Raw genomic sequence first — 26,379 nt, forward strand, 5'->3', positions numbered from 1 at the left:
AAGGACAATCTTGTTTGTCAGATGGGTATATCGACAGGGTGACATGCAGTGGAGGGTGATACCGGCGTGGAAGAAGTCAGCAGCTATTGTAAAGCATTGATGCGACAGGCGATTGCGTTAGCGAAAAAGGGCATGGGCACTACACACCCGAATCCGCGCGTGGGTGCGGTGGTTGTGAATCATGGTGAGATCGTTGGTGAAGGTTGGCATGAGCGGCCGGGTGGGCCACATGCTGAAGTGATGGCCTTGGGTAATGCCGGAGAAAAAGCGCGTGGTGGAGCAATCTATGTCACGCTTGAGCCATGTGCGGCACACGGACGTACACCAGCCTGTACTGAAGCGATTCGTAGAGCCGGCATTAAACATGTGATTTTTGCCTCATCCGACCCCAATCCTGTCATGGCAGGAGGAGCTAAAGTATTGCGGGCAATGGGTATTGAAGTTACTGCTGGCGTGTTGAGCGATGAAGCGGATGCTATCAATAAACCATTCTTTCACTATCAGCGTACCGGTCGCCCCTATGTGATTGCCAAGGCTGCGATCTCGCTGGATGGCAAGCTGGCGACACATACTCACCATTCCCAATGGATCAGTGGTACGGGATGCCGTGAACATGCACATGAACTGCGGGCTACATGTGATGCTGTCCTGGTAGGTGCAGGCACGCTGAAACACGATAACCCATCTTTAACGGTACGTGATGTGGAGATGGTCGGTAATGTGCCGTTAAGGGTAGTGTTATGTTTTGAAACACCAGTGTTCAGTGCTGCGTATAAAGTGCTATCTGACGAAGCCCCAACACGTCTGTATGTCCGTAGTTTGAATGAACATGCTGATGCCTGGCGGGAGGCTGGGGTGGATGTGCAGCATGTCCCGAGTCTGTTGTCTGTATTAAAACATCTCGCCGATGATGGTTATCTGCAGTTACTACTTGAAGGTGGTGGTGCCCTGCATACCTCTTTTTTAGAAGCAGGATTTAGTGATGAAATGGTGCTGTACCAAGCGCCTATCATGATCGGTGGCCGTGATGCTGTAAGTTTATGGGGGGGCACGGGGGCACCAACATTGGATCAGGCCATTCGTTTGTCAGGTGTTGAGCGTCTGAGCATGGGCGATGACCAGATGATTCGTGGCACTGTGGTTTATCCGGATTAGCTGATTGGGCCAGTGATGCGGGGTATGATGATTAACCTGCGGCGCTGGCCACTGTTCTATCCTGTTGTCGTTGCAGTTATCGGCTTGGCACTAACACGCACAGACCTTACCGATATTCCGACTGCTTGCGTTCTTTTGGCGCTGTTTATTGCTACTCTGCTATGGTTTCGACAGTACTTGCTGGCCTTGTTATTGATGTTGGGGGTGCTGTGGGGGCTGGGTGATTTAATCTTTGATGCTTCGCGTGTCGCCGTGGATAGGCAATGGTTGAATGGTGATATAGTTGTGACGGCAGATGTAGAGAAGCTTGAGCAGTTACCTACTGGCCGACGTTATCTGTTGCGGCATATTCGATCTGATCATGATCTGCTTTTACCTGGCAAAGCACTGCTTTATCAATACAGAAATCGAAAGCATACGAGCGATGTTTCCATACAGGCTGGTCAACGAATCAGTGCCCGCGTGCGTTGGCGTGAGCCGCGGAATTACCGTAATCCGGGCGCCTTTGATTATCGTGCGTGGTGTTTTGACAGGCAGGTAGCTCTGATTGGCTCTGTGCGTGGTAGCCCTGAAATCATTGTCTCAAATGTGTCATGGCTAGAGATGCAGCGTCAAAAGGTGCGTAGGATCATTTCTAAGGTGGCAGCCGGCCATGATAATGGTGTGTTATCTGCGTTGCTGTTGGGTGAACGGGCACAAATCACAGAATCGGTGAACCGTTTTTTCTCAGCCAGTGGTACTGCGCATCTGCTGGCAATCTCTGGAATGCATATCGGTATGGCTGCGGCATGGGCCTTTGCATTGGTGTGGTTTGTGTTGACCCGGCGGGAGTCGTGGATTGTACGTTTTCCTGTGCGAAAGATTGCACTGTTCAGTGCTTTTCTGGCGGCAGCTGCTTATGCCAGCATGGCGGCTTGGCCGTTGCCCGCTATTCGGGCTACGGTAATGTTGGCTGCCGCAGCACTGGCCTGGCATCTGTCTTCGCGTAGTGAACCGATGAATACGCTGTTGGCAGCACTGGCTTTGATATTGTTGTTTGACCCCTCTGCCATTGCATCGCTCTCGTTGTGGTTATCCTTTATAGCGACAGCAGCGTTGCTTCTATGGGCTTTGAAACTGGATCGGAAGGAAGAGCTTGCTTGGTATCAACGTTTGTTCGGGGGGATGCGATCACTATTATGGATCTCATTGCTGGCGACATTGGCAACCCTTCCCATGATTATCTCTACCTTTGGTCGTATCCCGGTCTATTCTATACCGGCTAATATGCTCATGGTGCCGCTGTATGCACTGTTTGTGATGCCAGCTGCGTTATTGGGAGAGTTGTGTGCGTTATTGGGGCTGGATGCTTGGGCCTTGGGGTTGATGCAGTTTGCATCCGTGGCGGTGAATCAGGGTTTGAATCTGTTATCACTGCTGGCATCACTGCCTGCCGGAGAGTTGTGGGCAGTGGCTCCGTCGATGCTTTTGAACGCACTGTATGGCACAGGGATGTTACTGGCCGGTTACCTGTTCTGGTCTGAAAAGCAGCTGAGAGCAGCGGGTGTGGCTGCTATCGTACTTACTATATATATAGTAGGTGTTTTGTTTGAATCAGAGGTGAAGCAGCCGCAATGGATTGTTTGGGATGTGGGGCAGGGCGCTGCTTCGACACTGCTATTGCCGGGAAACAGCGTGGTTGTTGTTGATGCGCCGGGACACAGTGGGAGTAAGTTTAATGGTGGCACAAGCGTGGCGGCCGGCTTGCGGTATTTAGGCTTGTCACATATTGATGTGTTGGTGTTGAGTCATGCGCAGTCGGATCATCTTGGCGGGGCGCTATCGTTAATGCGGCAAGTCAATAGTGTGGGAGAAGTGTGGTTGCCGGATGTTGCCGATGCTCACGCGGATAAAAGGGTGAAGGCGATTGAGACATACGCAGCGGAGAAACATATTCCAATACACTGGAAAGGGCGTGGGGATGAACGGCTTGTAGTAAAATCTGACTATCGACTGTCGCTGAAGGTGCTTTGGCCTCCGCGTGCGTTGTCGTTGCGTAATGCGAATAACACATCATTGGTCTTGCTGGCAGGTGTAGATGATCAAAAGACGGGGGGAAAGTTCAACCTTCTTTGGCCGGGCGACATAGAAATTGGGGCAGAAAGGGCGCTTGTGAATACTGGACTGGAAAAGGTCGATGCTATGCTGATACCGCATCATGGCAGTCGCAGCTCGAGTCATCAGGCATTTGTGCAAGCATTGCAGTCTGATTGGGCGGTGGCACAGGCAGGTTTTGCTAACCGTTATGGTTTTCCTGCTAAAGCAGTGGTGGAGCGTTATCTTGAGCGTGGTGTCGAAGTGAAAAACACAGCGGATGGGGCAGTTATGATACGTTGGACAGGAGCAAAACAGGGGGCTGTTTTGCAGCAATGGTCAATAAATGCCGGCCATCGCCGTGACATGGCACGATCATGGTGGCAGTCATGGTCGGCAGGGCAACCGCATTAATATATAAGGGTTTACTCTGTGAAACTTGGCGTGCTCTACGGTAAATGGTTTTAAAATTTTATTGCAATTGCCCTACCATGGTCGGTGTTGATGATGACTTTTGCCGTGGGCTATTCATAATTGCCGCGCGTGAATGCAGAGTTTGGTGTGTGGATGCAGTTGTATTTGTGAAATATAAACGTTTAAAGTGAATTCATTTGAGTAAATTAGTGCATAACTATTTGAATGAAGCGCAATCGACGGGCGAGTGATCGGTCGTTATGGAGGTGTCAGTGTTAGAGTTTATCCAGCAGGGCGGCATTGTGATGTATATTTTATTGGCGGCATCGGTGTTATCGCTCACGATTATTTTTGAACGTGCATGGAGTTTACGTCGCTCGGTCGTGATTCCGTTGACAGAAGTAAAATTTGTTGAGAAGGCTGTGCGTGAAGGTGATGTGAAAAAAGCCATGCAGTCGTGCCAGTCCAATAATACAGCCATGAGTCGTGTGTTGTGGGTGGCGCTGTCCAATCGTGGCGTGCGCCGTTCGGTGATGAAAGAGATCCTTGAAGAGACCGGGCGTCAGGAAGTGGCTCATATGGATCGTTTTATTGGTGTGTTGGGTTTGATTGCTGCGATTGCTCCGTTATTAGGCTTACTGGGTACGGTGATTGGTATGATCGAAGTGTTTCAGCAGATCTCACTGGTGGGTGTTGGTAAAGCCGATGTGCTGGCTGGTGGTATTTCAAAAGCTCTGAATACCACGGCGTTCGGGCTCTCCGTGGCCATTCCATCGTTGGTGGCATACCGTTTCTTTGAATCACGGGTCGATAGTTTTGTGCTGGAGATTGAGCAGCATGCGATGCGTTTTGTTGAGTTGTTGAAAGGGGAGCGTGCATGATTCTGCGCCCTAAAAAACGTATCGATTATCTGGTGGATATCACGCCACTGGTCGATGTTGTTTTTTTGATGCTGATTTTTTTCATGGTATCAACAACCTTTAATGTGAGCTCTAGTCTTAAGCTGGATTTGCCATCGAGTAAGGCAACTGTGCAGCAAAAGGAAATCAAACAGATAACAGTAAGTATTGATGCCAAGGGTGGTTTTTATATTGAGGATAAACTTGTTGCGGATGCTGACTTGCGTAAACGTATTTTGAGTCTCTCCAAGGGTGACCCGAATATGCGCGTGGTGCTGCGTGCCGATGCTGAGACACACCATAAACGGGTGGTATTTGTGCTGGATACATTGCGTGGATTACATATGAGTAAAATTGGCATTGCTACAGTTGCGCCAGCTGAGGGTGAAAACTAATGCGCGTTGTACAAAAATTTGGTGGTACGTCGGTAGGTTCTATTGAGCGTATTAAAAAAACAGCCGATATTGTGCAGGCAGAGCTTGAGCGTGGCGTGCAGGTGGCTGTGGTGGTTTCTGCTATGAGTGGAGAAACCAATCGTCTGTTAGCGTTGGCTAAAGAGATGAGTGAGCAACCGAAGGGACGTGAGATGGATGCTCTGCTGGCAACGGGTGAGCAGGTTAGTGCTGCCCTGCTGGCGATTGAGTTGCAGGCGCGTGGCATTGCTGCATATTCATATAATGGTGGACAGGCTGGTTTTGTAACGAGCGGGGATCATGTGCGTGCTCGTATCAAGCATGTGGAAGGCGCACATTTGATAGCACATCTGGAGGCCGGAGAAGTGCCTGTAGTGACTGGCTTTCAGGGGATGGATGAAAAGGGAAATATCACGACCTTGGGACGTGGTGGTTCGGATACATCAGCTGTGGCGCTGGCTGTTGCTGTTGATGCAGATGTGTGTGATATTTATACGGATGTGGATGGTATTTATACGACCGATCCCCGTATGGTGCCCAAAGCACAGAAGATGAATCAAATTAGTTATGAAGAGATGTTGGAGTTTGCATCTTTAGGGGCAAAGGTGTTGCAAACGCGTTCGGTTGAACTGGCCATGCGTTTTCAGATGCCTCTGCATTTGCGCTCCAGTTTTGAGCCGGTGCAAGGCACGATGGTAGTTGGAGAGGATGAAACAATGGAGAGAGCAGCAGTGTCCGGAGTGGCCTACAATCGGGATGAGGCCAAAATCACTATTATGGGGATTCCTGATCAGCCGGGTATTGCAGCCAATGTCTTTGGGCCAATTGCTGCTGCAGGCGTGAACGTGGATGTGATTGTACAGAATGTTTCAGAGCAGGGTTTTACTGATATTACATTTACCGTACCACGCAGTGATTACAAACAGACCATGGGAATTATGCACATGCTGTGTGAGCAGATGCAGGGGCGAGTTGTTAAAGGTGACGACGGTGTTGCTAAAGTATCCGTGATTGGTGTTGGTATGCGTTCGCATGCTGGTGTAGCGAAGGATATGTTTGATGTTTTGGCTAAAGAAGGCGTCAATATTCAGATGATCACGACCAGTGAAATCAAAGTGACAGTGGTGATTGAAGAGAAGTATATCGAATTGGCTGTGCGTACATTGCATACCGCTTTCGGACTTGATCAGGCAAACAGCTAAAGGTTTTGAATCTTTAAATGATAGGTGTTGTGTTTGCGCTGGCATGTTGGGCGTTGTTTTTTTTGGCGCCACATAATATTTCTACAATGGATTTAAATCGGGAGGCCATTGCCGGGGGAGAATACTGGCGGCTGTGGACCGCGCAGCTCACACACTACAAACTTTATCCCCTGATTATGAACAGCGTCATTATTGCGGTAATGGGCTTGGTTGTCAGGCGTTTTGCAAAAGAGTACCAGGTGGCCTTGAGTCTGCTTATTGCGATGCCTGCCATGACTGGTTTAATGTTCATTATGGTGCCCGGTTTCACTGTATATAGAGGGGCATTTGGTGTGGCTGCAGTGATAGCAATGATGGGGATCTGGTTTCTGATACTTGAGACCAGGCGATTCTCATTGGGTTATTGGGCAGGAATCGCATTGTTTTTGTTATTTGTCTCCAAAGTAGGCATGGAAACAATGGCGGTGTTTTCACCTTTGCATGCGCATCCTTTGCTGAGTGTGCGTATGGATTGGTTGATGCAGTGCATAGGCGTGTTGATTGGTTTGATGGTTTTCAATGCATTGCACCAAATTCATGTGACCAATGCCCATAATCTAAAACAGAAGCAGCGTCGGCATGCTGCAAAAGCTGCATCGGCGGCATCCATGGCAGCAGTGCAGCGTAAGAAGGTAAATGACTAATGTCGGAAATTGCAGTTGCTCTGTTGCATTATCCTATTTTAAATCGTCATGGTGAAACCAGTACGACTGCTATCACCTCCATTGATGTGCATGACTTTGCCCGGACCTGTGCCTTTTATGATGTGGGGCCGGTCTATTTTGTGCATCCTGCTGCCGGCATGCATGCACTGCTTGGTGATATGACAAATTATTATCTAAGCGGGGCTGGTGGTGAGAAAAACCCAGCCCGAAAAACGATGTTACAAGCAGTTCGATGTGTGTATTCATTGCAGGAAATACTCGATCAAGACGATTATCAGCTTTGGTACACTTCAGCCACGCCACCGGCGGCTGATTGCATTGATCCTTCTAAGTTGCTGGAAATAGAGGGAAAACATCTTATAGTATTCGGAACGGGCTGGGGATTGGACCTGAAAAACCTGCGGGAAGAAAATGGATGGTTGTCACCCATCGAAGGTGTGGGTAAAGTGCGCCACCTTTCTGTCAGGGGTGCACTAGCGATATATTTGGATCGTTTGCGGCGCTAGTAAAACTGACACAAGTTTCGGAGGCAAAACAATGCGCGCACTGGATGATGTAACTAAGGATCAGCTACGTGACGATATCCCGTCATTCCGCGAGGGCGATACTGTCCGCGTGAATGTTCGTATTATCGATTTTAAAGATACCAAAAACGGTGTGGTGAAAACCGAGCGCCTGCAGGCTTATGAGGGTGTTGTAATAGCACGTCATAACAATGGTATTTCAAGCAGCTTTACGGTTCGTAAGATTTCGAACAATGTTGGAGTGGAGCGTGTGTTCCCTCTGCATTCACCAATGTTAGAGAGTGTTAGCGTTATTCGTCACGGTCGTGTGCGTCGTGCTAAGCTTTATTATCTACGTGAATTGCGTGGTAAAGCGGCTCGTATTCGCGAGCGCCGTTTCTAAGCTTTATTACATAATTTTTTAAAAAGGGAGCTTCGGCTCCCTTTTTTTTGTTGAAATTATATTTTAGGAAAGGTTTAATGTGACTTTGTTTTAACCGCTATTTAATTTAACGTTTATAATTGCTTGAGTTGTTAATAAAAATAAGTCAGTCTGGCGACCTGAATTTATTTAGGGATATTCCTAATGCTGGGAGGCATATATGTTAGGTGAATTTATTGAAGCGTCCATTGATTTTACAAATGCTGACATTTGGCAAATGTACGGTGTTTTGACAGTTGTGTTTTTTGGGATTGCTATCATGATGTATAAAGCATCACTGAAAGACGATTAATTAATTTTTTTATATAAAGGGAGGATTGGAATGAAGCGTTTAATGATGTTAATCAGTGCTGCGGCACTGCTGAGCCTGAGCTGGACTGCTGCATCTGCTGTGGCAGCGGTACATGATGGAATAAGTGGTGGCGTTGGTGATGCTGCTAAAGGCCGTATTATATTTGATAGTGGTAAGGGTGATGATGTGCCTGCCTGTGCTGGTTGTCATGGAACAGGTGGTATGGGTTCTGATGAAATGAGTACGCCTCGCCTTGCTTATCAAGTTAGAAAGTATGTTTGGAAGCAGTTGGAAGATTTTGCTTCTGGTAAGCGTTGGGATAATAAAATGTTCCAGATGAACGATATTGCTAAGGCTTTGACCAGGGAAGAGCGCCGCGATGTAGCTGCTTATGTGCATACGCTGAAGACTCCTACCCTGGGTTCTGATCTGGATGCTATGCGTAGAGAAGGTTCTGAAGATGGTGAACCAATTGGTGTTGTGCATAAAGGTAAGATCATTGCTGAATATGGTTTGCCTGATCATGGTGTGCCTGCATGTATGAGTTGCCACGCATTCCACGGCCGTTCTGCCGGTAATATGTATCCGGCTATTGGCGGACAAAAATATGTTTATCTGAAGCATGAGCTTGAGGCATTCCGTATGGGTGCAACCTCACCTTCATCTGAAGATAACATGGATTCACGTGATAACGATCATAATGCTCAGATGCGTAAAGTTGCAGTGAATATGACTGATGAAGATATTGCTAATGTAGCGGCGTTCCTGACAGTGGCGCGTCCATCAACTGGCGGTAATCCTTCTGCACCACGTCATTGATCTGTAGATAATCATTGATTCGATAAAATGGGAGGCTTTGCCTCCCATTTTTTTTATCTGAAATAAGCTTGGTTTTATCATTTAGGCGTTGTTGGTCGAGATGGTTATAGTGTCAATCAAATGATGGACAAAAAAAGAGAGGCAATGATGCCTCTCTTTTTTTATGTACTCAGGTGGAATGTTGCGTTGTTGTATCTGCTTGATTGAATAAGTTGTTTGTGAAGGTCGGGCTAAGTTATTGGGTGTTTGCCTTATGAAACGTAACAGGTTCTTTATCAGGGAATCTAACCGTGATGCTGTTGTTGAAAATTTTAGATGTATTGATTAATAAGGGGCCGCTCCAGAATCCGCCCAGAGCGATGCCGATCGTGTTCTCTTTAATGCCGGAATATGGTGATATCAGTTTAATTGACGGTTTGTTGTTGGGGAATTCTATTTTGGCAGTTTCATCGGGATAAAAGCGAATTTTTCCAGTGTTGTCGCTATTTACCCATAGGCCTGAAAGTTGCTGATTGACGGCTTCATCAATAGGAGTTTCGTTGGATTGAATGCAGCCTGATATGAGCAGCCCTGAGAGTATGAAGTAGCCATTTTTTTTCACTGTTTGCTCCGGATTTTGAATTGGTGACCCGCAATGCTGAGTTGGTCGTTGTCGATGTTTTTAAGAATGGTTACGGTTTCATTGCTAAACCCATGTTCATGCTGAATGGAGACAATGTAGATATAAAAGTCACCACTAAAGCGCGGGTCTTTGCTTTTGGATGAAATGTTGAATGATAAAATTTCACCTAAGGATGATTGAAGATCTTCCATGCTTTTTTGCCATGCGTCCTTGGGGGTGGTTGCAAAAAATGATGGTTCAAAAAGAGTTTTCGCTGTATTCCAATCTTGCGATTGGATGGCTTGGTGAAATTGTTTCAGCAGAGTGTCGGCCTGTTGTTGATTGTCGGCCTGAATAAGACAAGATGGTAATAGAAAAAGACAGCAGAGAATAGCAATGAAACGACTGCGCATGTAGGGCTCCTTGTTGCAAAGATAGATTGATGACGGATAATGCCGACCCTATGACAGATGACACCAAACACCCACTAAAAACTGGCGAAAAACTCTTATTTATTGTTGCAGGTATATTTATACTGTTTGCATCAATTGCCTTTGGTATTATGCAATATGTAATGGCAACGAGTGACACCCCCATTTTTGATCAGAAAACGCATTATAATCTCACTGCAGAAGGCAATCAGGGTTCTTTGATTTTTCGGGAAAGCGCATGTACTGAGTGCCATCGCGCCATGCGTGGTGGAACCAATATGGGTAATAATCTTGATGGTATCGGCAATAAACGCGGATTAAAATGGATTGAAGCTTTTTTGAAAGATCCCGAAGCTGTATATGGGCATGAGACAATGGATCATGGTCCAAAACCCAAGCAGGCTTCTTATGTGGCTGAAATGTCTGAGCATGATCGTCATCTGATGGCTGTTTTTTTGTCTGAATTGATTTCAGAGCAGGGGTCTGCTTCATCATATGTGCCGCCTAAGGGGGATTCTCCATTTATTGATTCTATGGTTGACACCTGGGCGCCGAATAATTGGAAAGATAAATATACAGATATACGAGAAAAACCTGCAGATTTAAATAATGAAGCAACAACAGGAGTGAAGTAATGCAACGCCAGCCTTGGGAAGATCCGGAATATATTAAATACACCCTGTGGTTCGTATTTGCATGTATTATATATAGTATTATTGGCTTTACGTGGGGAGCCTTGATGGGTGGTATTCACGAATTCAGGCACTTTGTTGATCACCGTATGCATGGTAATTTGATTGTGCGCGCACATACGCATATTAATCTGCTGGGTTGGGTTGAGATGGCAATTTTTGCAGCGGTGTATTATATCGTACCTCGTCTGGTACAGCGTCCAATTTACAGTCTTAAGTTAGTGAAGTGGCATTTCTGGATTCATAACTTTGGTCTGATTGGTATGGTGGTGTTCTTTACTACTGCCGGTGTTGCCGGTGGTATTGCATCCGAGCACGTTTCTCCGGCAGAAGTTGAGGCTATTGTAAAACCTTGGCTTGCTACCATGGGTATATTTGGTTCTATGGTGCTGTTGGCTAACTTTATCTGGGCCTATAATCTATTCCGCACATGTTCCAATAGAGATAAGGGCTAATGATGATTAAGTTAAGACAACTGTCGTTCTTGCTGTTGATCTCACCAGTGTTGCTGTTGTCGGCATGTGATGATATGGACTTTGGTACTGGTGGTGGTGGCGTATTTACTGTTGGGCAGGATGTGCCATCCTTGAGGACTAAAACTCTGGCTGACGTTGGTGGTGATATGTCGAAAATCACCAGTTACCGTTATCCGGACCCCCGCATGTACCAGCTCTCCTTTGATGATGCATTGAAAACAGGTAAACCTATCATTCTGGAGTTCGCTACACCGGGTCATTGCACCCAGTGTGACCAGCAGTTGCAGATGCTGAAGGTCGTGATGGATACGTATGAAGATAAGGTTCTTTTTTTACATATGGATCAATATTATAACCCGGAAGCGTACGATGCATTTCAGGTGCGTGGTGAACCTTGGACGTTTGTAATAAACGGACAGGGTAAGGTGCAGCACATTGCCCCCGGACGCATGTTATACAGTGAATTGATGCCTGTGTTGAAGACATTGTTGGGGGATGGCAAGGATGGCTAAGTCGTGGAGAGAGGTTGAATGCGAGTTGCATCCGGATAAAAGCGGCATCTTATGGGATCTGTTGTTGTATGTGCCTACTGTATTGTTTCTCATTCTATGGGGGCTGAAGGTTTGGTATGGCACTGATGATCAGTGGATGGGTCAGGGCTTAATGTTTCTTGGTTTTTTCTTCTTGCTGGTTGGTGGCGGGCGTATTTTTCGCCGTCTGTTGTTGTTGCCGTCGGTGCCTGTGGCATTGGATGTGCGCAAAGAACAAATTACCTTCCGTCTGAAAAATGGAAAACGCCGTCTCTTGATGAAAAATTTGCGTTTTTTTTCGGACAAAGCAGGCAAGTCTTTCGGTTTGACGGGTGTCGATGATGCTGGTGCAAAACAGCAGTATGTGTTTCATAAAGGGCAATTTACTGCTGAAGATTATGCTGCCGTGACCAAGGCACTGGAATTTTATAAATAGTTTTGTTTGATGGTTTTAAAAAAAGTCATTGTTGCCCTGGTAGGGGCAAAACCAATAGGTTTTATTGTAAGTGGTTGATCTGTAAGGAAGATGTGTGTGTGGCTTTAGCCTTACTGCTTTGCCTTATTTGAGGCGACGACTTCTCAGGATATCCCATGCCATCCAGCCTACAAGCAGCGCCCCAAGGCAGACTGCAACTATGATGCTGATGACTTCAGTCTGTTCGTCAACCAAGCCTCCAATGAAGATATGGACGGTATAGCCAAGGATAAAGAGAGAGGCGCATCCGCTGATGCCGTAGATAATCAATTCACGCATAACTGAATCATGAAAGTTATTTTATGCGCTGGCAATAGTATTTAATAACCTTGAAGGATTTATGGGGTTGACACTCATAGGAAAGATTACAATACTTGCGAAGTATTAAAATAAATTCATATTTTCTTAATAGGGAGAGGGCATGAAAAATTCAATATGGTTAATTATCGTTGCGGGTTTCGTTACTGGAATGGGTAACGGGTCTGTATTTACCATTGCTACACAGTTGGCAGTGGGTCGCGGACCGTTTCCTGAAGCTGGTTTATGGGGTTCGGATGCATATTCACCGTTCACCTTCGAAGGTTTCGGTAACTGGGTAATGATTGTGTTTGGTCTGGCGTTCGTCTGGATTCTGGCTTCAGCACTTAAATTGCATGCGGTTAACGAAGGTTATCAGAAAGAATAATAAATAAATCTAGGTAGGGAGAGTAATATGGCTGGTTTTGCATCAGTATTGGGTATTATTTTGGCGTTCTCAAGCATGTGGTTTGCATGGTACTTGTTAATGCCGGGTCAGCATGACGAAGAGCATGATGAGTAATATCGGTTATAATTGGTTTTAAGTTTTAAGTATATTAAAAGGGGAAATACATGATTAAATATCTGTTTGCGAAAGAGAAGGATATTCCTGGCGGTACTGCAGCAATCTTCTTTAGTTTTTCAGCAATTATGTGGTTTATTATTGGTACGGGGATCGGTTCGTTTAATGCGGCCAAGCTAGCGTTCCCGGATTGGTTTACACATTTATATGCTCTGCAGTTTGGTCATATGCGCCAGGTGCATGTACATGCTGTAATTTTTGGTTGGATCACCGGTGCGTTTGCTGCATCAGCGATGTATGTTGTACCTCAGCTGGGTAACACCAAATTGTGGTCTGAGAAACTTGGTGTTTGGAACTGTTTCTTATGGAACGTCGGCCTTGCGCTTGGTTTGTCAACATTGTGGTTCGGTATGACTTCAGGTCGTGAGTATTCTGATTTCATCTGGCCAATTGATATATATATTGCGTTAGTGATGGTGTTGCCACTGTTTATTAACATCTTTATGTCTATTGTTACACGCCGTACACAGGGTATCTATACTACAAACTGGTTCTTTGCTGGTTCGTTCTTCATGCTCATTATTGTGTTCCTGGTTGGTAACGCACCTGAGTTCTTCCACTTAACAGGTTTGAACGAAGCATATATGACATGGTGGTTTGCACATAACGTGCTTGGTCTGTTGATCACGCCGGTTGCAGCAGCTATTACCTACTATATCGTGCCTAAAGTAACGGGTAACCCGCTGTATTCACATCGTGTTGGTCATTTGCACTTCTGGTCAATTGTTGTGTTCTACTCAACACCAGCTGCACATCACCTGATGAGCTCTCCACTTCCTGAGTGGTTGAAATCATTCGCATCTGTTGAAGGTGTATTGATTCTGGTTCCTGCGGTTGCTTATGTATGTAACATTTTGCTGACCATGCAGGGTAAATGGGCAATGTTCGTTGAGAATGTTGAAATCAAGTACACCATTACTGGTGTGTTGCTTGCAATCCCGTTGAACATGCAGGGTGGTTTCCAGCAGACACGTGCAATTAACTGGTATGTACATGGTACAGGTTGGATTGTTGCACATGCTCACTTGGCACTGCTTGGCTTCTCAACGTTCGCTGAAGCAGCTGCGGTATATTACGGTATTCAAACTATCGCACGCCGCAAACTGTACTCACTGAGTCTGGCTAACTTCCACTTCTGGATGTTGTTGATCGGTTTCTCTCTGTACTGGGTTTCTATGACTATCGCTGGCCTGATTCAGGGCGCCGGTAAAATCTACGAAGTACCATACATGGATATCGTGATTGCTGAGCATCCTTACATGATCGTAAGATGGTTGGGTGGAACTATGGTATTCCTGGGTAACTTCGTATGGTTGTACAATATGTACATGACTGTGAAAGCAGGTGATAAACTACCTGTAGGTCTACAGCCACAGGATGTTGCATACGTACGCTAAAAGATTGGGCTGGAGCCCCGCTAAAGGGCTCCAGCATTTTTTATACAGATTTTAAATTAATAGGGAGGAGTTAGAATGGGATTCCGAGAGTACCGAGTTGGATCGATTCTTTTTGGCGTAGCCTTGTCAGGATCGATGTTTGTAACAGTGTATATGCCTGGTTTAGATATATCAGGTGTATCATCTACAGCCACAGCATTAGAAAAACAGTTGACCTATGGTAAGAACAGTGGGTTTGATTACGGCGATTTGTTCCTGCATGGAACAGATAAACCAATAAAAGTGATTCTGAAAACAGATCCGGTTACTGGTGCTAGTATTGATGATACTGCTGCATACGTCTTTAAGCCCGGCACATCATTTCCAAGTGGTTTGATTCATGACCATATTTTGGGAGAGAAAGTACAGGCATTGAGTACATCTGAAGGTAAAGTTGGTCAGGCTAATCAAGCTGCCGGTGGCGTTTTTCTGGTAACTTCAAAAGTAACCAATGGTGTTGAAACTCCATATATTGAGTTTGCAACAGCAACCAAGGGTTGGGGTGTTGATGCAACCTTAAGTGCTGCATCTGAAACCATCCTTGCTGGTGCAGGTAAAACAATGTTTGTTCGTGAAGGTTGCTGGTGGTGTCATACACTGCTGCCTGAGCAGACACATGATTGGCAGTCCTTTGGTCGTCCGCCAGTTCTAGGTGATTTCAATGGTGAGTCTCCAACTACATTTGGTTCTGACCGTAAAGCACCTGATTTGTTGCATGTTGGTTCACGTAACTCATCTAAAGAATGGATGACGTTACACTTCTTTAACCCACGTCTGGTTCAGCCACATTCAATCATGCCGCGTTATGATTACTTGTGGGGTCCTAAAGACAAAGCTGGTAAAGCAATTGATCTGGCTAAATGGGATGAAGAGTTTGTTGCATATCGTGATGGTGAAAGTGTATATCCACCAGATGTTCCTGAATACGCCGATGATTCTGAAATCCGTTATTTGATGGATTTCGTTTTGAACTTGAAATAAGGGGGGGATAGAATGTCTAAATTTTTACCATTATTTGATGGTCTGAAACTTAATAGTCCACTGAAAACAATGTCTGATGATGCTGGCGTTGAAAATGCCAAACACATTTGGGAAAACGAAAGTCTCGGTGGTATTGCTGAAAATAATAATCCTCTACCGCGTCCTGTGGTTGGGTTGTTACTATTGACCTTCATCACTGCTATGGCATGGACCTTCCCATTGTTTGGTCAGCGACCTAGTGCGGCAATCTATTCTGATTATATCGGGATATATAAGTCTGATCCTGTGCAACGTATATTGAATGATACTACATTAACTTCCAAAGAAGCTGATGAAAGAGCTATGGCAATGATTGAAAAAGCATTGGCAGAGTTTCCGTCTAAGTATGAATTTCAGCGTACACAGCACCCAATCACTATGAGCGATCTACGCATCATGGAAGATAAATTGATTGAGTTGCAGCAGACACCTGGTATTGATCTTGAAGAGTATTCTATCATTGGTAACGAAATTGTGGTTGCGAATTTTGAAGGTAACTACAAAGCAGACGGTACCCGTGAAAAGAAACAGCCTTGGTGGGATAAGGGATACAAGACTGCAATTTTCTGGTTCCTTGGATTCTGTCTAGCTGTGATCATTACTGTTAAACGTCTTCCTCCGATCGACTGGAAGCCAGATCACAGTGTAGCACATTGATAATAATAGATTAGGAGATTTGATATGATTGATATGGATAATGCTCAATTTGCAGGCTTACTAATTATTGCAATTGCTCTACTGGTACCTGTTTTGTATAGCTTTTTTGTGGATAACCACAAAAAAGGTACGCCAGATCCACGCAATAGACAGTTTTAATATAGTCGTTAAGTTGTAAAAAAATGCCGCCCTTTATGGGCGGCATTTTTCGTTGTGGTTAGAATTGCTTTCTATTTCATGCATCGGCTCTACAATGCCCCATCATGAATAGATTTTTGTCTTACATTACTACAGTGGCTATATCGTGTTGCTGTTTGTCAGGTATAAGCCAGGCCGCTGAGGAACCGGTATTTGATCTGGGTATCGAAAGTATGCGTAGCCAGGAATACAGTATCGGTATTTTTATCTTTATGATCATATCCATGCTGGTATTTGTTGGTGTGATTGTCCTGTTTTATCAAAAGACAGATATGAGTAATGTAAAAACCGGTGAAAAAGCATTGATGGGCTTGATTGTCCTGGGTGTGATTGTTTCGGCAATATTTGCGGCTGTACAGATGTTAGACGGATTCTTGTTTTAGTAGGTTGAGCATTAAAGGAGTGTGTAATGGTTGAGTGGAGTGATGGTTGGACAATATATATATGGTTGATCAGTGGCGTTGCTATTTTGATTGCCGTGGTCTTTGGTCTGCGTTGGGCGAGTAAGAATGAGCAGTTTGATGAAGATATTAAGTATCTTGTTTTTGATGATAACGACCGTGATAAAATGTCACCTGAAGAATTTAAAAAATATCAGGAAGCAACTGCCAAGCAGGAAAACCGCCGTAGTGAATTGTTGAACCAGGCGCATGAGGGTTCCAAGTAACAGATATGCGAAAAGGTGATTGGTTAATTACAGGGCTGATCGGCTTGGTTGTCGTTGGGGCGATCGGAAAGGGTGCTTATAATTTATTTCATCCGCTCAAGGATGAAGGTATTCCTTTTTATTCAACGGCTAGTCATGAGGTGCAAGCAAAAGCATCTGATATGTATCGCGATATGGGTTGCCGGGACTGTCACTCTATATGGGGCGTAAAAAACCCTATGGAGAGCGTGCCGGCACCTAGTCTTGATGGCATTGGATCATTACGCAGTGAGCAGTGGTTATATGAATATTTTTCTGCTGAAAACCCGCAGAAAATCATTCCGACGCGTTTAAAAGCTAAATATGCAATGCCTTCGTATGCCTCATTATCAGAAGACGATCGTCGTTTCATGGCTAAATACTTTTCCAGTCTGCGCGTTAAGGATTGGTATCTGGAAAAAGTAAAAGCTTCCGAGTACAAAAAATTGACAGGAAATCCTTATCCTAACGATAAATAATTAAGCAAAGATCGTAATCGACTGACGGAGTCTTCAGATATGCAAAAACAATTACCACAACCTTGGGCGCCCAAATGGCAGCGCTTTTTAGTCGCTTTCTTTGCCGCAGGTTTGATTTATCAGCTTGGCCATTTGTTGTTTGGTGTACGGATTGAACTATTTTGGGGTGTGGCAGGTTATGATCTTGCATGGGTTGCAACGATGTTTATTCTGCCTGTAGTGACGGGGATTGTGGTCGGTTTCATCTATGGCTGGGGTGGAAAGCTGGTTGCACATTTTCCTCCGCTGATCATTCTCGGCATTGATTACTATTCAATGATGCACGGTACAGTACCTGAAGGTGCTAAATTAATTCCGCTCATGTGGTGGGGCTTCTTTGTCATTTTGAATATGGAGTTCTGTGCTGCCGGTGGTGTGATTGGTGAACTATTGTTGAAAAAATACTATGGCACTTGGGATTTACCGGGTACATCAGACTATGCTCCTGCTGACTCTGAAATTATACCAAGAGATGACGGTAAATAAGAATTATAATGTCGCGACAAGCTATTTCAGAAAAAGAGTTAATAAAACGTAAACGACTCGGTATGGCGATATTATTGACATGTGTTGCTGCTGCTATGATCGGTGGTTCATTGCATGTGATTGAACTTGGTTCAATGCGTATGGATGAGATGCGTGGTAAAATTTCCTATGACATTGCCGAAGTGGATGATCATGTTCGCGCTGCCGGTGAGGATATTCGTATTCAGGCCGCTCATGAAGCAAGAGAACATGATAATGAATTCTACTCTGTTGATACGCTGTCTGAACTGGTGAGCGCGGATGTCAAAGCAGAATTAGATCAAATGATCTTTATAGCAGCAGGTAGCTTTGAAATGGGTACCAACGCTTCGCGAAGTAACGAGACTGACCAACCTGCTCACTATGTTGATGTACCGGCTTTCTGGATAGATAAATATCCGGTCACCCAGGCTCAATATGCCCACTTTGTTGTTGCAGAACATTATCGTGCCCCATTGAACTGGGAAAAAGGCAAGATCCCTACGGGCCTTGAAGAGCATCCGGTGACATTAGTATCCTGGTATAATGCGCGTGATTATTGTGCATGGGCTGGCAAACGTTTGCCACAAGAGGCTGAGTGGGAAAAAGCTGCTCGTGGTACGACAGCGAATCGTTGGCCATGGGGCAATAAGATGGATGTGAGCCGTTTAAATACGTATTACAACATTGGTCATACCACGCCAGTACGTCAATATGAGCATGGATCGAGTCCTTATGGTGCGATGGATATGGCGGGCAATGTAACCGAATGGGTATTTGATGAATTCAAACCGTACAACGTAGTGAAGGGTCAACGTATCTCATTTCAACCATTAAAAGATCAATTTACAGGTACGGGTAGTGAAGATGTGGAACGCACAACGAACCGAGTAATGCGCGGTGGGTCATGGAAAAGTGATCCATTTTCAACGGAAAGTTATCATCGCAATTATTCGTTGCCGAATATGGCCTCTGACTTTTATGGTTTTAGATGCGCATCCAGCAAACAAATCAATGAGGTGAAACCATGAACGGCTTAAAACAAATCAAATTCATGATGTTGTTGATACTGAGTTTATGTTGGGCAATGCCTGCCTGGGCTGTTGATAGCTATCGCTATTTGCACGTTAGTATTGATACACCATGGGCTATTTTTGTATTGCTGTTTTTTATGGTCTTTGCACCCATGGTTCTGGCCGTTGTATTATATTGGCGTTACGCCTTGAAAAAAGACGAAGATGATCATGATGCGTAAAAGTCTTTTTCTCTGTTTCTCCCTGTTGATGTTGTGTACAGGTTTTAACGCTGTGGCAGTTGCCGCGGGTGCAAATGCACAGATTGGGTCAGAATCAACTGCAGTTAATGAACATTCCTCTGATGTTATGCGGCAATTTAATGAGGAAAAGGCGTTGGCTGCAGAGCGTGCGATCTCTACCAATCGTAAACATCAAATTCTGTTTTGGATGGGCGGCGCACTTTTATGCCTGGTTCTGCTGGCAGCCGGTTTTGGTGTAGCGATGGGGATCTTTGGTAAGGATGTGTTCCTCTGGCATGTATTGTCTGCCGGCTTGGCGACAACACTTGCGATTGCCCATGCCGTAGTTGCTTTTGTCTGGTTCTACCCAGATCGATTGTTGTAGTACGCTCTTTTCACACGCTGCCACTATTATTTAGCATGAATACATCCAAACAAGCTTCCATATTACTATTGTTATATGGACTATCGGGTGTAACTGCACTGGCTTATGAGGTGCTTTGGACACGGATGCTGAGCTTACTGTTTGGCGTCACTGTGTTTGGTGTGGTGATAACTGTTGCCGCTTTCATGTTGGGTCTGGGACTGGGTAGTTTCATGGGCAGTCGTTGGTTCTCATCCATTAAAAACACACTGCGTTTGTTGGCTGGTATTGAAGTTTCTGTGGCAATATATGCCTTGATGCTGCCTGTGTTGATGCAATGGGTGCAAGGCATGTGGCTGTCTGTTGATGATGTTCAGACATGGCAGTTCTGGCAAATGTTTTCTGCTCTATGGGTGTTATGCATTCCCGCTACAGCATTGGGGTTTGCTTTTCCTGCGATGCTTCGCGTTGGTAAAACACTCAAGGTTTCTCTCGGTTCTCTGTATGGTGTAAATACAATAGGTGGCGCACTTGGTGCGCTGTTGCCATTACTGTTATTGCCTCTGTTTGGCTGGCTCACTTCCCTGCAGTGGGTGGCTGCATTAGGTGCGGCGATAGCGTTTGGTTTGTTTTACTTATCGTTACAAACGAAAGATGAACCTGTAAGTGATGGTACGCCCGTGCGCGCAACATTCCCGCAAATAAGCATGTTGTTGGCCTATGCCGGTATGGGGGCGGGTGCTTTGATGCTGGAAATTGCATGGACACGTGCATACGGCATGATTCTATTGCGTACGGAATATGTATTGGCCGTTATTCTGGCTGTTTTTCTGATTGGCATAGGGCTAGGGAGCGTAGTGGCAAGACATCTGCCGCGAGAGCGTGCTCTGCAGGTCTTACCGATGCTTGTCGCTGTGATTGCTATTGTTGGCTTATATCTGTTTCCATACGTCAATGATTGGGGACAAGGTGCAATATTTGATTCACTCCTGGCTGCATTGTTGTTTCAAGGAATGTTGATTGCGTTGTGCACCTTGCCAGTGACGCTGGCATTGGGGGCATGGTTGCCGTTGATCGCCAAGCATGATGAGGGTGCATTTCTATATGCAGCCAACAGTGTGGGTGCATGTGCAGGAGCCTTATTAGCAGGCTTTGTTCTGATTCCCTGGATTGGAACGGCAGCTACATGGTTATGCGCGGCAGGCTTAGTCATGTTGTGTGCCTGTTTCTGGCTGCAACAAGGCAGACGATTGCTGAGCGCTGTGATCAGCTTGGCACTGTTTACAGCACTTTCCTGGCCAGTCTGGCAGTTGCCTTCAGCATCAAGATTGTTGCAGGCTGAACTGCCTGCTGCTGCGGATCTGTTTGAGAGAGAAGATGCGATTTCAATTACGCACGTCATACAACGGCAGGATGGTCAGCGGCTGCTATTAGCTGATCTGCAGCGTATGGATGCATCCAGTGATCCGACATCTGTAGCGGTACAGCAAAATCAGGCACGGTTACCGATGTTTTTGCAGGCGAATGCTACCGATGTACTGTTTTTGGGATTGGGAACCGGTATTACGGCCTCCGGGGCATTGCCATGGTCACAAGCGAAGATTGAAGCTATTGAACTTTCACAAGGTGCTATCACAGCTGCGCAGTACTATTTTGATAAGGTGAATAGTCATGTGCCATCCAAAATCAGTATTGTGCATGATGATGCACGCCGGTTCCTCATGCGCAGTGGAAAATCTTATGATGTGATTGTTGGTGATCTATTTCATCCTGATATGGTTGGTCGGGGCGCATTGCTTTCGGTTGAACAATTTCAACGTGCTAAATCACATTTGACTGAACAAGGATTATTTGTGCAATGGTTGGCATTCAATCAATTTGATAAAGAATCCATGCAGGTTGTATTGCGCAGTTTTGCACAGGTGTTTGAAAACAATGCGTTGTTTGTAGATGGGTATCGTCTCGGCATGGTCGGTTTTATGGGCCAGCAAAAACGTGCGGCTGAATTGATGCGCGCGGCACCTGCAGATGATCTTTGGGGTGGTGAAGGCGGTTGGACATGGTTAGGGCGTTATTGGGGTGCAGCAGCCGATCTGGTGGGTGATTCTGGCTCGAGGCTGGTACAAGGTGAATGGTCACCGGTGATTGAATTTGATCTGCCGCATCTGCGACATAAAACAGCTGTGCTACCGGAATTGATGCAGTGGTTGATGGCCCATCGCACCTCGTTCAAAGAGGCTGTGCATGTTTGGACGGTGAATACATCAGACGCTTTGGCTTTCAAGCGTGCCTGGGCAAGTACTGAATTAAGCATACGTGCTCAGATCGATATGCTGCAAAACAAACCGGGTGTGCAACGGCTGCAATCCTTGGCATATCGCGCCAATGCTAAAGATCGTTGGGCAGGCTTTGCTTTGGCTGACGCGATGTTTGCCAGTTTAGAGCATGGTTTGCCACAGGGGATGACCTATGAGCAGGCTTTACAGCAAATTCTCACTGTGCGAGCTGATCATGAAGGAACGCTCAAGGCGATGATAGCTTTACGCAGTAAACGTGGTGACCTGAAAGGTGTGCAACAGTACAAGGATAGATTCTTTCGCATTAGTCCCTATGATAGCGTTCCGTTTTGATTGGTGATTACACGGTGAATGGAAATAGGCGGCATGTCAGTGAACGCAAATGAACAATTAAAAAACATTTCAGTGCGAGAAGAGCATGTGCCAGGGGCACAGTCGGTGCGCGCTTGGCGGCGTGCATCTCAATATCTGGTGATAACCTTGCTTGTTCTGATTCCTGTGACCGGTCTATTCCGTATTGATCCGATGGCGGGAGCCTTCCGTCTGCTCGACTACCAGGTGTGGTTTTCAGATATTTTCATTGTGATGGGGTTCTGGCTGATGGTCGCCACAGGACTTATTTTTATGTATTCGTGGGCAGGGTCTGTTTTTTGCGGTTGGATATGCCCACAAAATACCATTTCGGAATGGGCCAATGCCCTGACGGCCAGATTGTTGGGGCGCAGGGCCTTGATGATGGATGTGACCGGGTTAAAAATGCAGGTGGCTAGGCGAAAGGACGCATGGATAAATAAAGCCATGCTGGGTACTGCATTTTTGCTGGTATCGATGTTGTTTGCGATTATTCCACTGCTCTATTTTTTCTCACCCGATGTGATCTGGTCATTTCTGACTTTTCATCCTGTAGCGAGTGCCGAAAATCTACTATGGATCTATAGCGTATGTGTGCTGGTTGTACTGGTGGATGCGAGTGTGATGCGGCATTTGGTGTGTAAATACATGTGTATCTACCGTATCTGGCAACACTCGTTTAAAACGCGTGATACCTTGCACATTGCGTATGATGAAAGCAGAAGTGATCATTGTTTGAATTGTACCTATTGTGAGGATAGCTGTTTTCTGGATATTGATCCGCGACAGACACTGGTATTTGATAGTTGCATTAATTGCGGTGATTGTGTGGCAGCTTGTGATCATCTGCATACTAAAAGTAAAAAAATGCAAGGGCCTGGCTTGTTGTCTTTTGCCTTTGGTGAATCCGATAAGAAGAGTAACCTGGGTTCACTGCTTTCACGCACAAAAGCAGCAACATCTGTTACGTTTATTGGTGCTGTCTGTTTTGTAATAGGTGTTTACACTTATCAGCCGTACTCTTTGGTTGTTGATCGTGCGGAGCTGATGCAAGAGACGTCTGCTCTGGATTACCGTATCAATATAGCCAACAAACGTTATCAGCCAGCTGAATTTCGTTTTGTCGTTGAAGGCTTGCCTGCATCGATGTTTAAGCTGGAGCATGATGTAGTGACATTGGAGAGCGCTGAGCGTAAAGATGTGATGTTGCATTTTTCGCCAGATATTGGAAAAGGATTACACCGTTTAACCGTGCATGCTGAAAGTGATGATGGTTGGAAGAAATCTTTTAAAGTAGTCTATTTTGCACAAGGAAATTGAGGCATGCAGAACTGATATGAGGAGAATATCCAGATGAGTTCAAAACAAGATGAAATGGATGCAGAAAATGAACGCCTATTTGGTGGTGGTCAGTCACGACCCACTAAAGCCAAGAAGAGAGTGGGCATGTCAGATGACGAAATCATTGCCAGTAGCTCAGGCTTAGAATCATCGAAACGCGTACCTAAATGGTTTCTAGCGATTCTTGTGGTGATGATTTTGATCGCCTTTGGTTTAACAGTACCGTTCTGGGGTGACCGTGTAGATAATCCCCGTCCTTGGTTTACCTGGGGCCATGCAGCGGCACTGGCCTATGTGTTGGTGTTTGGTGGTTTTGTATATTTTATGACATCAATGTATGGCTCAGACGATGAAAAGAGTGATGAAGATATGAATCAAACAGAAGATGGTGATGACAAAAAATAGTGTCGCCTGTTTGTTTCTGATTGTATTGTGTTGTACCTCCTGTAGTGATGATTCAAGCCGTTCAGTGCAGCAATCCATACTTATATATCCCGATCAGGAATCGGAAAATTTTAAACAGTTTGCCAAGCTGTGTTCAAGTTGTCATCGGCCCCCGATGCCGAATAAACATACTGCCCGGCTTTGGCTGAGCACAGTAAATCGTATGCAGCTTCATCGTGCGCAAGGCGGTTTAGCGAAGATGACAGATATAGAAAAACAACGCGTGTTGGCTTATTTACAGGGCCATGCCCAACAGGAAGTGCAACCATGAAAGGTAAAATATTTGCGATGTTGCTGCTGTTATTGTCAGCATGTTCATCGTCTGAAACAGCCTGGGCACCTGAGCCACAAGTGTGGGGCGAATTCAGCATTCATTTTGAAACACGACCTGAATCTGTAGGCACGGGTATGAATGAGTTTTTGGTGATTGTGAATCGGGAGGGAAGGCGCCATATCCCGGATCTGCTGGTTCACATTCGAACCAATAGTTCAAAATGGAAACAGGCCATACCTGATGGTGCACTGGGTGTATATCGTCGTGCATTGTTGGTGAACGATATTCATGCTGATTCATTGCATGTACGCTTAAGTTATCACGGTAAAAAAGGTGAACTGAATTTTGCTCTGGCTTCTGAAAACACTCCTGCTCACTAGCTTGTTCCTCATGTCGGAAATGTCTGCGCATGCAGATGCTCTGCGTGGTAAAGTGATAGCCGATGTACGCTGTGGCCCTTGCCATCACCTGCATTCAAATCATACCAAGGTAGGCCCTGGTCTGGCCGGTATATATGGTCAGGCTCCAACGATTAGCGGTGTGCCTTTTGATGTGTGGGATGAGGTATCTCTGGATGCCTGGATGTTAAATCCAAGGCGGGTTAAGGCGAACACTAAAATGGTGATGACGCCTCTCTCTGAACGTCATCGCAAGGATATTATTGATTGGTTGAAAACACAGGCTTCGCAGTAAGTTTCTTTTTGTGCCATTCACTGCACGATAATCTTTTTTTGTAGTTTATTCATTTCTCATTCTCATTTTAGTTATTCTTATTTGGCCTCTTAATTGCAGGAACGGCTATGGATTTGCTCTGTTTTGTGCATGGACGCACCAAGGACAGACAATCAGGAGCAATGAGAGCGCATGTTGATTGAAACAGTTTGTCTGCTGGTATTGGAGAAAGAGTGTCTGTTTTTTGACACTTTGACTGTCTATGTCTGACGACCAGGACAAAAGTCAACAAACCGAAGAGGCATCGGATAAGCGGCTGGAAGACGGTCGCAAGAAGGGGCAGGTACCGAGCAGTAAAGAACCTTCAACCGCGATATTATTTATTGTCATCAGTCTGCTTGTGGTTACCGGCATTGCTGCATGGTGGGGTGAAGTCTTATCGCGCATGATGGTATTCTACTTATCAGGAAAAGCAGGTTTAGAAGCGACAGGTAAAGGTGTGCAAGCGTTGATGATTGATGTCGGCGCTGATATGGCGATGGTGGCATTGCCGATTATTATTCCGATTGTGTTGCTTGGTGTTTTGGTCACGGTCGCAGTAAGTGGCCCTGTGTTTACCTTTGAAACGATCAAACCGAAATTAGAAAAGATCAGTCCAATGAAAGGGGTAAAACGCCTTTTCTCAACCAAATCATTGGCAGAATTTATAAAATCAATACTTAAACTGGTCGTGATTGGTTCAGCCTGTGGGATTGTTGTATCAGATCTTTATCCTGAAATGTTACAGGCAGCCCTGCATGATCCTTCCGATATCGCGGCATTGATGGTCGATGGTGGCATTCAGATCGTTACCCTGGCGGCGGTTATTTTCACATTTATTGCTTTGGCCGATGTGCTGTATCAACGCTATGAGCATATGAAATCGATGCGGATGTCCAAAAAAGAAGTGCGTAATGAACATAAAGAAATGGAAGGTGATCCTCAATTAAAGGCGAAAATTCGTCAGGTTCAGATGCAGCAAGCTCAAAACCGTATGATGGCTGATGTACCCAAAGCGGATGTGGTGATCACCAACCCGACACGCCTTGCTGTGGCATTGACCTATGAGCCGGGGGGGCTGGGTGCTCCGCGCGTAGTGGCCAAAGGTAAGGGGCATATAGCTGCAAAAATCAGAGAAATTGCCAGAGAAAACAGTATTCCTCTGCGTGAAAACAAACCTTTGGCAAGGTCCTTGTTTAAGCATGTAGAGGTTGGCGATGAAATCCCAGAGGAACTGTTCGAAGCCATTGCCATTATTTTAGCTGAAATCTTTAAAATAAAGCAGCACTAAGCAAACTAACATGATACGTATCAGAACAATAC

At 45.5% G+C, this 26,379-nt stretch carries 36 protein-coding genes; 33 read left to right on the forward strand and 3 right to left on the reverse strand.

Features of this window, described 5'->3' with window-relative positions; translation table 11 throughout:
* Positions 1–48: 48 nt before the first annotated feature.
* The 10 genes from ribD (at position 49) to D8Y20_RS06325 (ending at position 8,916) form a co-directional block, all read left to right on the forward strand.
* Complete coding sequence (gene ribD, locus D8Y20_RS06285; RefSeq protein ID WP_236075294.1) at positions 49–1,155, forward strand: bifunctional diaminohydroxyphosphoribosylaminopyrimidine deaminase/5-amino-6-(5-phosphoribosylamino)uracil reductase RibD; 1,107 nt, start codon at positions 49–51, stop codon at positions 1,153–1,155.
* 24 nt (positions 1,156–1,179) lie between these two features.
* Positions 1,180–3,642, forward strand: a complete 2,463-nt coding sequence (locus D8Y20_RS06290) for a DNA internalization-related competence protein ComEC/Rec2 (RefSeq protein ID WP_201265556.1) — start codon at positions 1,180–1,182, stop codon at positions 3,640–3,642.
* Positions 3,643–3,914: 272 nt separating this feature from the next.
* Positions 3,915–4,523, forward strand: coding sequence for a MotA/TolQ/ExbB proton channel family protein (locus D8Y20_RS06295; RefSeq protein ID WP_236075295.1), 609 nt, complete (start codon positions 3,915–3,917; stop codon positions 4,521–4,523).
* The gene (locus tag D8Y20_RS06300; RefSeq protein ID WP_121542189.1) at positions 4,520–4,936 is read left to right on the forward strand and encodes a biopolymer transporter ExbD; all 417 of its coding nucleotides are present in this window, start codon (positions 4,520–4,522) and stop codon (positions 4,934–4,936) included. Before D8Y20_RS06295 ends, D8Y20_RS06300 begins: the two co-directional genes overlap by 4 nt.
* On the forward strand, positions 4,936–6,156 hold the full coding sequence (locus D8Y20_RS06305) for an aspartate kinase (protein WP_121542190.1): 1,221 nt from the start codon (positions 4,936–4,938) through the stop codon (positions 6,154–6,156). Before D8Y20_RS06300 ends, D8Y20_RS06305 begins: the two co-directional genes overlap by 1 nt.
* 17 nt (positions 6,157–6,173) lie before the next feature.
* Complete coding sequence (locus D8Y20_RS06310) at positions 6,174–6,839, forward strand: hypothetical protein (protein ID WP_121542191.1); 666 nt, start codon at positions 6,174–6,176, stop codon at positions 6,837–6,839.
* Complete coding sequence (locus tag D8Y20_RS06315) at positions 6,839–7,366, forward strand: RNA methyltransferase (protein WP_121542192.1); 528 nt, start codon at positions 6,839–6,841, stop codon at positions 7,364–7,366. Before D8Y20_RS06310 ends, D8Y20_RS06315 begins: the two co-directional genes overlap by 1 nt.
* 31 nt (positions 7,367–7,397) lie before the next feature.
* Positions 7,398–7,766 carry a 50S ribosomal protein L19 gene (gene rplS / locus D8Y20_RS06320; protein WP_121542193.1) on the forward strand — a complete coding sequence of 123 codons (369 nt, stop codon included), beginning with the start codon at positions 7,398–7,400 and terminating at the stop codon, positions 7,764–7,766.
* A 199-nt stretch (positions 7,767–7,965) separates the two neighbouring features.
* Positions 7,966–8,097, forward strand: a complete 132-nt coding sequence (locus tag D8Y20_RS13905; protein WP_255418408.1) for a hypothetical protein — start codon at positions 7,966–7,968, stop codon at positions 8,095–8,097.
* A 30-nt stretch (positions 8,098–8,127) separates the two neighbouring features.
* The gene (locus D8Y20_RS06325; protein ID WP_121542194.1) at positions 8,128–8,916 is read left to right on the forward strand and encodes a c-type cytochrome; all 789 of its coding nucleotides are present in this window, start codon (positions 8,128–8,130) and stop codon (positions 8,914–8,916) included.
* A 235-nt stretch (positions 8,917–9,151) separates the two neighbouring features.
* Here D8Y20_RS06325 and D8Y20_RS06330 read toward each other — a convergent pair whose 3' ends face one another.
* A complete protein-coding gene (locus D8Y20_RS06330; protein ID WP_121542195.1) occupies positions 9,152–9,517 on the reverse strand; it encodes a hypothetical protein in 366 nt (121 codons plus the stop codon).
* Positions 9,514–9,930: a hypothetical protein gene (locus tag D8Y20_RS06335; RefSeq protein ID WP_121542196.1), complete on the reverse strand. Its 417-nt coding sequence runs from the start codon at positions 9,928–9,930 to the stop codon at positions 9,514–9,516. Before D8Y20_RS06335 ends, D8Y20_RS06330 begins: the two co-directional genes overlap by 4 nt.
* Before the next feature lie 29 nt (positions 9,931–9,959).
* On the opposite strand from D8Y20_RS06335, the gene D8Y20_RS06340 reads away from it, so the two are divergent.
* Genes D8Y20_RS06340 through D8Y20_RS06355 form a run of 4 tightly spaced genes read left to right on the forward strand, consistent with a single transcriptional unit; the run spans position 9,960 to position 12,082 of the window.
* Positions 9,960–10,583 carry a c-type cytochrome gene (locus D8Y20_RS06340; protein ID WP_121542197.1) on the forward strand — a complete coding sequence of 208 codons (624 nt, stop codon included), beginning with the start codon at positions 9,960–9,962 and terminating at the stop codon, positions 10,581–10,583.
* Positions 10,583–11,095 (forward strand): cbb3-type cytochrome c oxidase subunit I, encoded by a 513-nt coding sequence (locus D8Y20_RS06345; protein ID WP_121542198.1) that lies wholly within the window; start codon positions 10,583–10,585, stop codon positions 11,093–11,095. Before D8Y20_RS06340 ends, D8Y20_RS06345 begins: the two co-directional genes overlap by 1 nt.
* Entirely contained in the window at positions 11,095–11,628 is a 534-nt protein-coding gene (locus D8Y20_RS06350) for a thioredoxin family protein (RefSeq protein WP_236075296.1), read from the forward strand. The genes D8Y20_RS06345 and D8Y20_RS06350 overlap by 1 nt, the downstream gene beginning before the upstream one ends.
* On the forward strand, positions 11,621–12,082 hold the full coding sequence (locus tag D8Y20_RS06355) for a hypothetical protein (RefSeq protein WP_121542199.1): 462 nt from the start codon (positions 11,621–11,623) through the stop codon (positions 12,080–12,082). Before D8Y20_RS06350 ends, D8Y20_RS06355 begins: the two co-directional genes overlap by 8 nt.
* A 123-nt stretch (positions 12,083–12,205) precedes the next feature.
* On the opposite strand, the gene D8Y20_RS06360 is transcribed toward D8Y20_RS06355, so the two are convergent.
* The gene (locus D8Y20_RS06360) at positions 12,206–12,400 is read right to left on the reverse strand and encodes a hypothetical protein (protein ID WP_121542200.1); all 195 of its coding nucleotides are present in this window, start codon (positions 12,398–12,400) and stop codon (positions 12,206–12,208) included.
* 142 nt (positions 12,401–12,542) lie between these two features.
* Between D8Y20_RS06360 and D8Y20_RS06365 the strand changes: the two genes are divergently transcribed.
* The 19 genes from D8Y20_RS06365 to flhB all read left to right on the forward strand — a co-directional run bounded on the left by D8Y20_RS06365 (position 12,543) and on the right by flhB (position 26,347).
* Complete coding sequence (locus tag D8Y20_RS06365; RefSeq protein WP_121542201.1) at positions 12,543–12,806, forward strand: hypothetical protein; 264 nt, start codon at positions 12,543–12,545, stop codon at positions 12,804–12,806.
* Between the two features lie 185 nt (positions 12,807–12,991).
* Positions 12,992–14,398 carry a cbb3-type cytochrome c oxidase subunit I gene (locus D8Y20_RS06370; RefSeq protein WP_121542202.1) on the forward strand — a complete coding sequence of 469 codons (1,407 nt, stop codon included), beginning with the start codon at positions 12,992–12,994 and terminating at the stop codon, positions 14,396–14,398.
* 75 nt (positions 14,399–14,473) lie between these two features.
* On the forward strand, positions 14,474–15,418 hold the full coding sequence (locus D8Y20_RS06375; RefSeq protein WP_121542203.1) for a cbb3-type cytochrome c oxidase subunit II: 945 nt from the start codon (positions 14,474–14,476) through the stop codon (positions 15,416–15,418).
* 12 nt (positions 15,419–15,430) lie between these two features.
* Complete coding sequence (locus D8Y20_RS06380; protein WP_121542204.1) at positions 15,431–16,114, forward strand: cbb3-type cytochrome c oxidase N-terminal domain-containing protein; 684 nt, start codon at positions 15,431–15,433, stop codon at positions 16,112–16,114.
* Positions 16,115–16,138: 24 nt separating this feature from the next.
* The gene (locus D8Y20_RS13910; protein ID WP_255418410.1) at positions 16,139–16,273 is read left to right on the forward strand and encodes a hypothetical protein; all 135 of its coding nucleotides are present in this window, start codon (positions 16,139–16,141) and stop codon (positions 16,271–16,273) included.
* A 104-nt stretch (positions 16,274–16,377) separates the two neighbouring features.
* Complete coding sequence (locus D8Y20_RS06385) at positions 16,378–16,695, forward strand: hypothetical protein (protein WP_201265557.1); 318 nt, start codon at positions 16,378–16,380, stop codon at positions 16,693–16,695.
* A 26-nt stretch (positions 16,696–16,721) separates the two neighbouring features.
* A complete protein-coding gene (locus tag D8Y20_RS06390) occupies positions 16,722–16,979 on the forward strand; it encodes a hypothetical protein (RefSeq protein ID WP_121542205.1) in 258 nt (85 codons plus the stop codon).
* 5 nt (positions 16,980–16,984) lie between these two features.
* On the forward strand, positions 16,985–17,476 hold the full coding sequence (locus tag D8Y20_RS06395; RefSeq protein WP_121542206.1) for a c-type cytochrome: 492 nt from the start codon (positions 16,985–16,987) through the stop codon (positions 17,474–17,476).
* Between the two features lie 39 nt (positions 17,477–17,515).
* On the forward strand, positions 17,516–18,001 hold the full coding sequence (locus D8Y20_RS06400; protein ID WP_121542207.1) for a hypothetical protein: 486 nt from the start codon (positions 17,516–17,518) through the stop codon (positions 17,999–18,001).
* 8 nt (positions 18,002–18,009) lie between these two features.
* Positions 18,010–19,050, forward strand: coding sequence for an SUMF1/EgtB/PvdO family nonheme iron enzyme (locus tag D8Y20_RS06405; protein ID WP_121542208.1), 1,041 nt, complete (start codon positions 18,010–18,012; stop codon positions 19,048–19,050).
* Entirely contained in the window at positions 19,047–19,274 is a 228-nt protein-coding gene (locus tag D8Y20_RS06410) for a hypothetical protein (protein WP_121542209.1), read from the forward strand. Before D8Y20_RS06405 ends, D8Y20_RS06410 begins: the two co-directional genes overlap by 4 nt.
* Entirely contained in the window at positions 19,264–19,659 is a 396-nt protein-coding gene (locus D8Y20_RS06415; RefSeq protein ID WP_121542210.1) for a hypothetical protein, read from the forward strand. Before D8Y20_RS06410 ends, D8Y20_RS06415 begins: the two co-directional genes overlap by 11 nt.
* A 35-nt stretch (positions 19,660–19,694) precedes the next feature.
* Positions 19,695–22,268 (forward strand): spermidine synthase, encoded by a 2,574-nt coding sequence (locus D8Y20_RS06420; protein WP_121542211.1) that lies wholly within the window; start codon positions 19,695–19,697, stop codon positions 22,266–22,268.
* A 39-nt stretch (positions 22,269–22,307) separates the two neighbouring features.
* On the forward strand, positions 22,308–23,606 hold the full coding sequence (locus tag D8Y20_RS06425; RefSeq protein ID WP_121542254.1) for a 4Fe-4S binding protein: 1,299 nt from the start codon (positions 22,308–22,310) through the stop codon (positions 23,604–23,606).
* Between the two features lie 33 nt (positions 23,607–23,639).
* Positions 23,640–24,032, forward strand: a complete 393-nt coding sequence (locus D8Y20_RS06430) for a hypothetical protein (RefSeq protein WP_121542212.1) — start codon at positions 23,640–23,642, stop codon at positions 24,030–24,032.
* On the forward strand, positions 24,019–24,342 hold the full coding sequence (locus D8Y20_RS06435) for a hypothetical protein (protein ID WP_147434028.1): 324 nt from the start codon (positions 24,019–24,021) through the stop codon (positions 24,340–24,342). Before D8Y20_RS06430 ends, D8Y20_RS06435 begins: the two co-directional genes overlap by 14 nt.
* Complete coding sequence (locus D8Y20_RS06440) at positions 24,339–24,725, forward strand: hypothetical protein (protein WP_121542214.1); 387 nt, start codon at positions 24,339–24,341, stop codon at positions 24,723–24,725. Before D8Y20_RS06435 ends, D8Y20_RS06440 begins: the two co-directional genes overlap by 4 nt.
* Before the next feature lie 10 nt (positions 24,726–24,735).
* On the forward strand, positions 24,736–25,038 hold the full coding sequence (locus D8Y20_RS06445; protein WP_121542215.1) for a cytochrome c family protein: 303 nt from the start codon (positions 24,736–24,738) through the stop codon (positions 25,036–25,038).
* A gap of 241 nt (positions 25,039–25,279) precedes the next feature.
* On the forward strand, positions 25,280–26,347 hold the full coding sequence (flhB, locus tag D8Y20_RS06450) for a flagellar biosynthesis protein FlhB (RefSeq protein ID WP_121542216.1): 1,068 nt from the start codon (positions 25,280–25,282) through the stop codon (positions 26,345–26,347).
* The last annotated feature ends 32 nt before the right edge of the window (positions 26,348–26,379 follow it).

This window comes from Mariprofundus sp. EBB-1 (assembly GCF_003665155.1).
GTDB lineage: Bacteria > Pseudomonadota > Zetaproteobacteria > Mariprofundales > Mariprofundaceae > Mariprofundus.

Bases quoted from the DNA above. Each gene is read 5' to 3' on its own strand.
- D8Y20_RS06435 (WP_147434028.1), top strand. From the start codon at position 24,019: ATGACAAAAAATAGTGTCGCCTGTTTGTTTCTGATTGTATTGTGTTGT.
- D8Y20_RS06395 (WP_121542206.1), top strand. From the start codon at position 16,985: ATGCGAAAAGGTGATTGGTTAATTACAGGGCTGATCGGCTTGGTTGTC.
- D8Y20_RS06420 (WP_121542211.1), top strand. From the start codon at position 19,695: ATGAATACATCCAAACAAGCTTCCATATTACTATTGTTATATGGACTA.
- D8Y20_RS06355 (WP_121542199.1), top strand. From the start codon at position 11,621: ATGGCTAAGTCGTGGAGAGAGGTTGAATGCGAGTTGCATCCGGATAAA.
- D8Y20_RS06390 (WP_121542205.1), top strand. From the start codon at position 16,722: ATGGTTGAGTGGAGTGATGGTTGGACAATATATATATGGTTGATCAGT.
- D8Y20_RS06375 (WP_121542203.1), top strand. From the start codon at position 14,474: ATGGGATTCCGAGAGTACCGAGTTGGATCGATTCTTTTTGGCGTAGCC.
- D8Y20_RS13910 (WP_255418410.1), top strand. From the start codon at position 16,139: ATGATTGATATGGATAATGCTCAATTTGCAGGCTTACTAATTATTGCA.
- D8Y20_RS06385 (WP_201265557.1), top strand. From the start codon at position 16,378: ATGAATAGATTTTTGTCTTACATTACTACAGTGGCTATATCGTGTTGC.
- D8Y20_RS06335 (WP_121542196.1), bottom strand. From the start codon at position 9,930: ATGCGCAGTCGTTTCATTGCTATTCTCTGCTGTCTTTTTCTATTACCA.
- D8Y20_RS06415 (WP_121542210.1), top strand. From the start codon at position 19,264: ATGATGCGTAAAAGTCTTTTTCTCTGTTTCTCCCTGTTGATGTTGTGT.
- D8Y20_RS06370 (WP_121542202.1), top strand. From the start codon at position 12,992: ATGATTAAATATCTGTTTGCGAAAGAGAAGGATATTCCTGGCGGTACT.
- D8Y20_RS06380 (WP_121542204.1), top strand. From the start codon at position 15,431: ATGTCTAAATTTTTACCATTATTTGATGGTCTGAAACTTAATAGTCCA.
- rplS (WP_121542193.1), top strand. From the start codon at position 7,398: ATGCGCGCACTGGATGATGTAACTAAGGATCAGCTACGTGACGATATC.
- D8Y20_RS06440 (WP_121542214.1), top strand. From the start codon at position 24,339: ATGAAAGGTAAAATATTTGCGATGTTGCTGCTGTTATTGTCAGCATGT.
- flhB (WP_121542216.1), top strand. From the start codon at position 25,280: ATGTCTGACGACCAGGACAAAAGTCAACAAACCGAAGAGGCATCGGAT.
- D8Y20_RS06430 (WP_121542212.1), top strand. From the start codon at position 23,640: ATGAGTTCAAAACAAGATGAAATGGATGCAGAAAATGAACGCCTATTT.
- D8Y20_RS06405 (WP_121542208.1), top strand. From the start codon at position 18,010: ATGTCGCGACAAGCTATTTCAGAAAAAGAGTTAATAAAACGTAAACGA.
- D8Y20_RS06365 (WP_121542201.1), top strand. From the start codon at position 12,543: ATGAAAAATTCAATATGGTTAATTATCGTTGCGGGTTTCGTTACTGGA.
- D8Y20_RS06305 (WP_121542190.1), top strand. From the start codon at position 4,936: ATGCGCGTTGTACAAAAATTTGGTGGTACGTCGGTAGGTTCTATTGAG.
- D8Y20_RS06360 (WP_121542200.1), bottom strand. From the start codon at position 12,400: ATGCGTGAATTGATTATCTACGGCATCAGCGGATGCGCCTCTCTCTTT.
- D8Y20_RS06410 (WP_121542209.1), top strand. From the start codon at position 19,047: ATGAACGGCTTAAAACAAATCAAATTCATGATGTTGTTGATACTGAGT.
- D8Y20_RS06445 (WP_121542215.1), top strand. From the start codon at position 24,736: ATGTCGGAAATGTCTGCGCATGCAGATGCTCTGCGTGGTAAAGTGATA.
- D8Y20_RS06315 (WP_121542192.1), top strand. From the start codon at position 6,839: ATGTCGGAAATTGCAGTTGCTCTGTTGCATTATCCTATTTTAAATCGT.
- D8Y20_RS06290 (WP_201265556.1), top strand. From the start codon at position 1,180: ATGATGATTAACCTGCGGCGCTGGCCACTGTTCTATCCTGTTGTCGTT.
- D8Y20_RS06300 (WP_121542189.1), top strand. From the start codon at position 4,520: ATGATTCTGCGCCCTAAAAAACGTATCGATTATCTGGTGGATATCACG.
- D8Y20_RS06340 (WP_121542197.1), top strand. From the start codon at position 9,960: ATGACGGATAATGCCGACCCTATGACAGATGACACCAAACACCCACTA.
- D8Y20_RS06350 (WP_236075296.1), top strand. From the start codon at position 11,095: ATGATGATTAAGTTAAGACAACTGTCGTTCTTGCTGTTGATCTCACCA.
- D8Y20_RS06345 (WP_121542198.1), top strand. From the start codon at position 10,583: ATGCAACGCCAGCCTTGGGAAGATCCGGAATATATTAAATACACCCTG.
- D8Y20_RS06400 (WP_121542207.1), top strand. From the start codon at position 17,516: ATGCAAAAACAATTACCACAACCTTGGGCGCCCAAATGGCAGCGCTTT.
- D8Y20_RS06325 (WP_121542194.1), top strand. From the start codon at position 8,128: ATGAAGCGTTTAATGATGTTAATCAGTGCTGCGGCACTGCTGAGCCTG.
- D8Y20_RS06310 (WP_121542191.1), top strand. From the start codon at position 6,174: ATGATAGGTGTTGTGTTTGCGCTGGCATGTTGGGCGTTGTTTTTTTTG.
- D8Y20_RS13905 (WP_255418408.1), top strand. From the start codon at position 7,966: ATGTTAGGTGAATTTATTGAAGCGTCCATTGATTTTACAAATGCTGAC.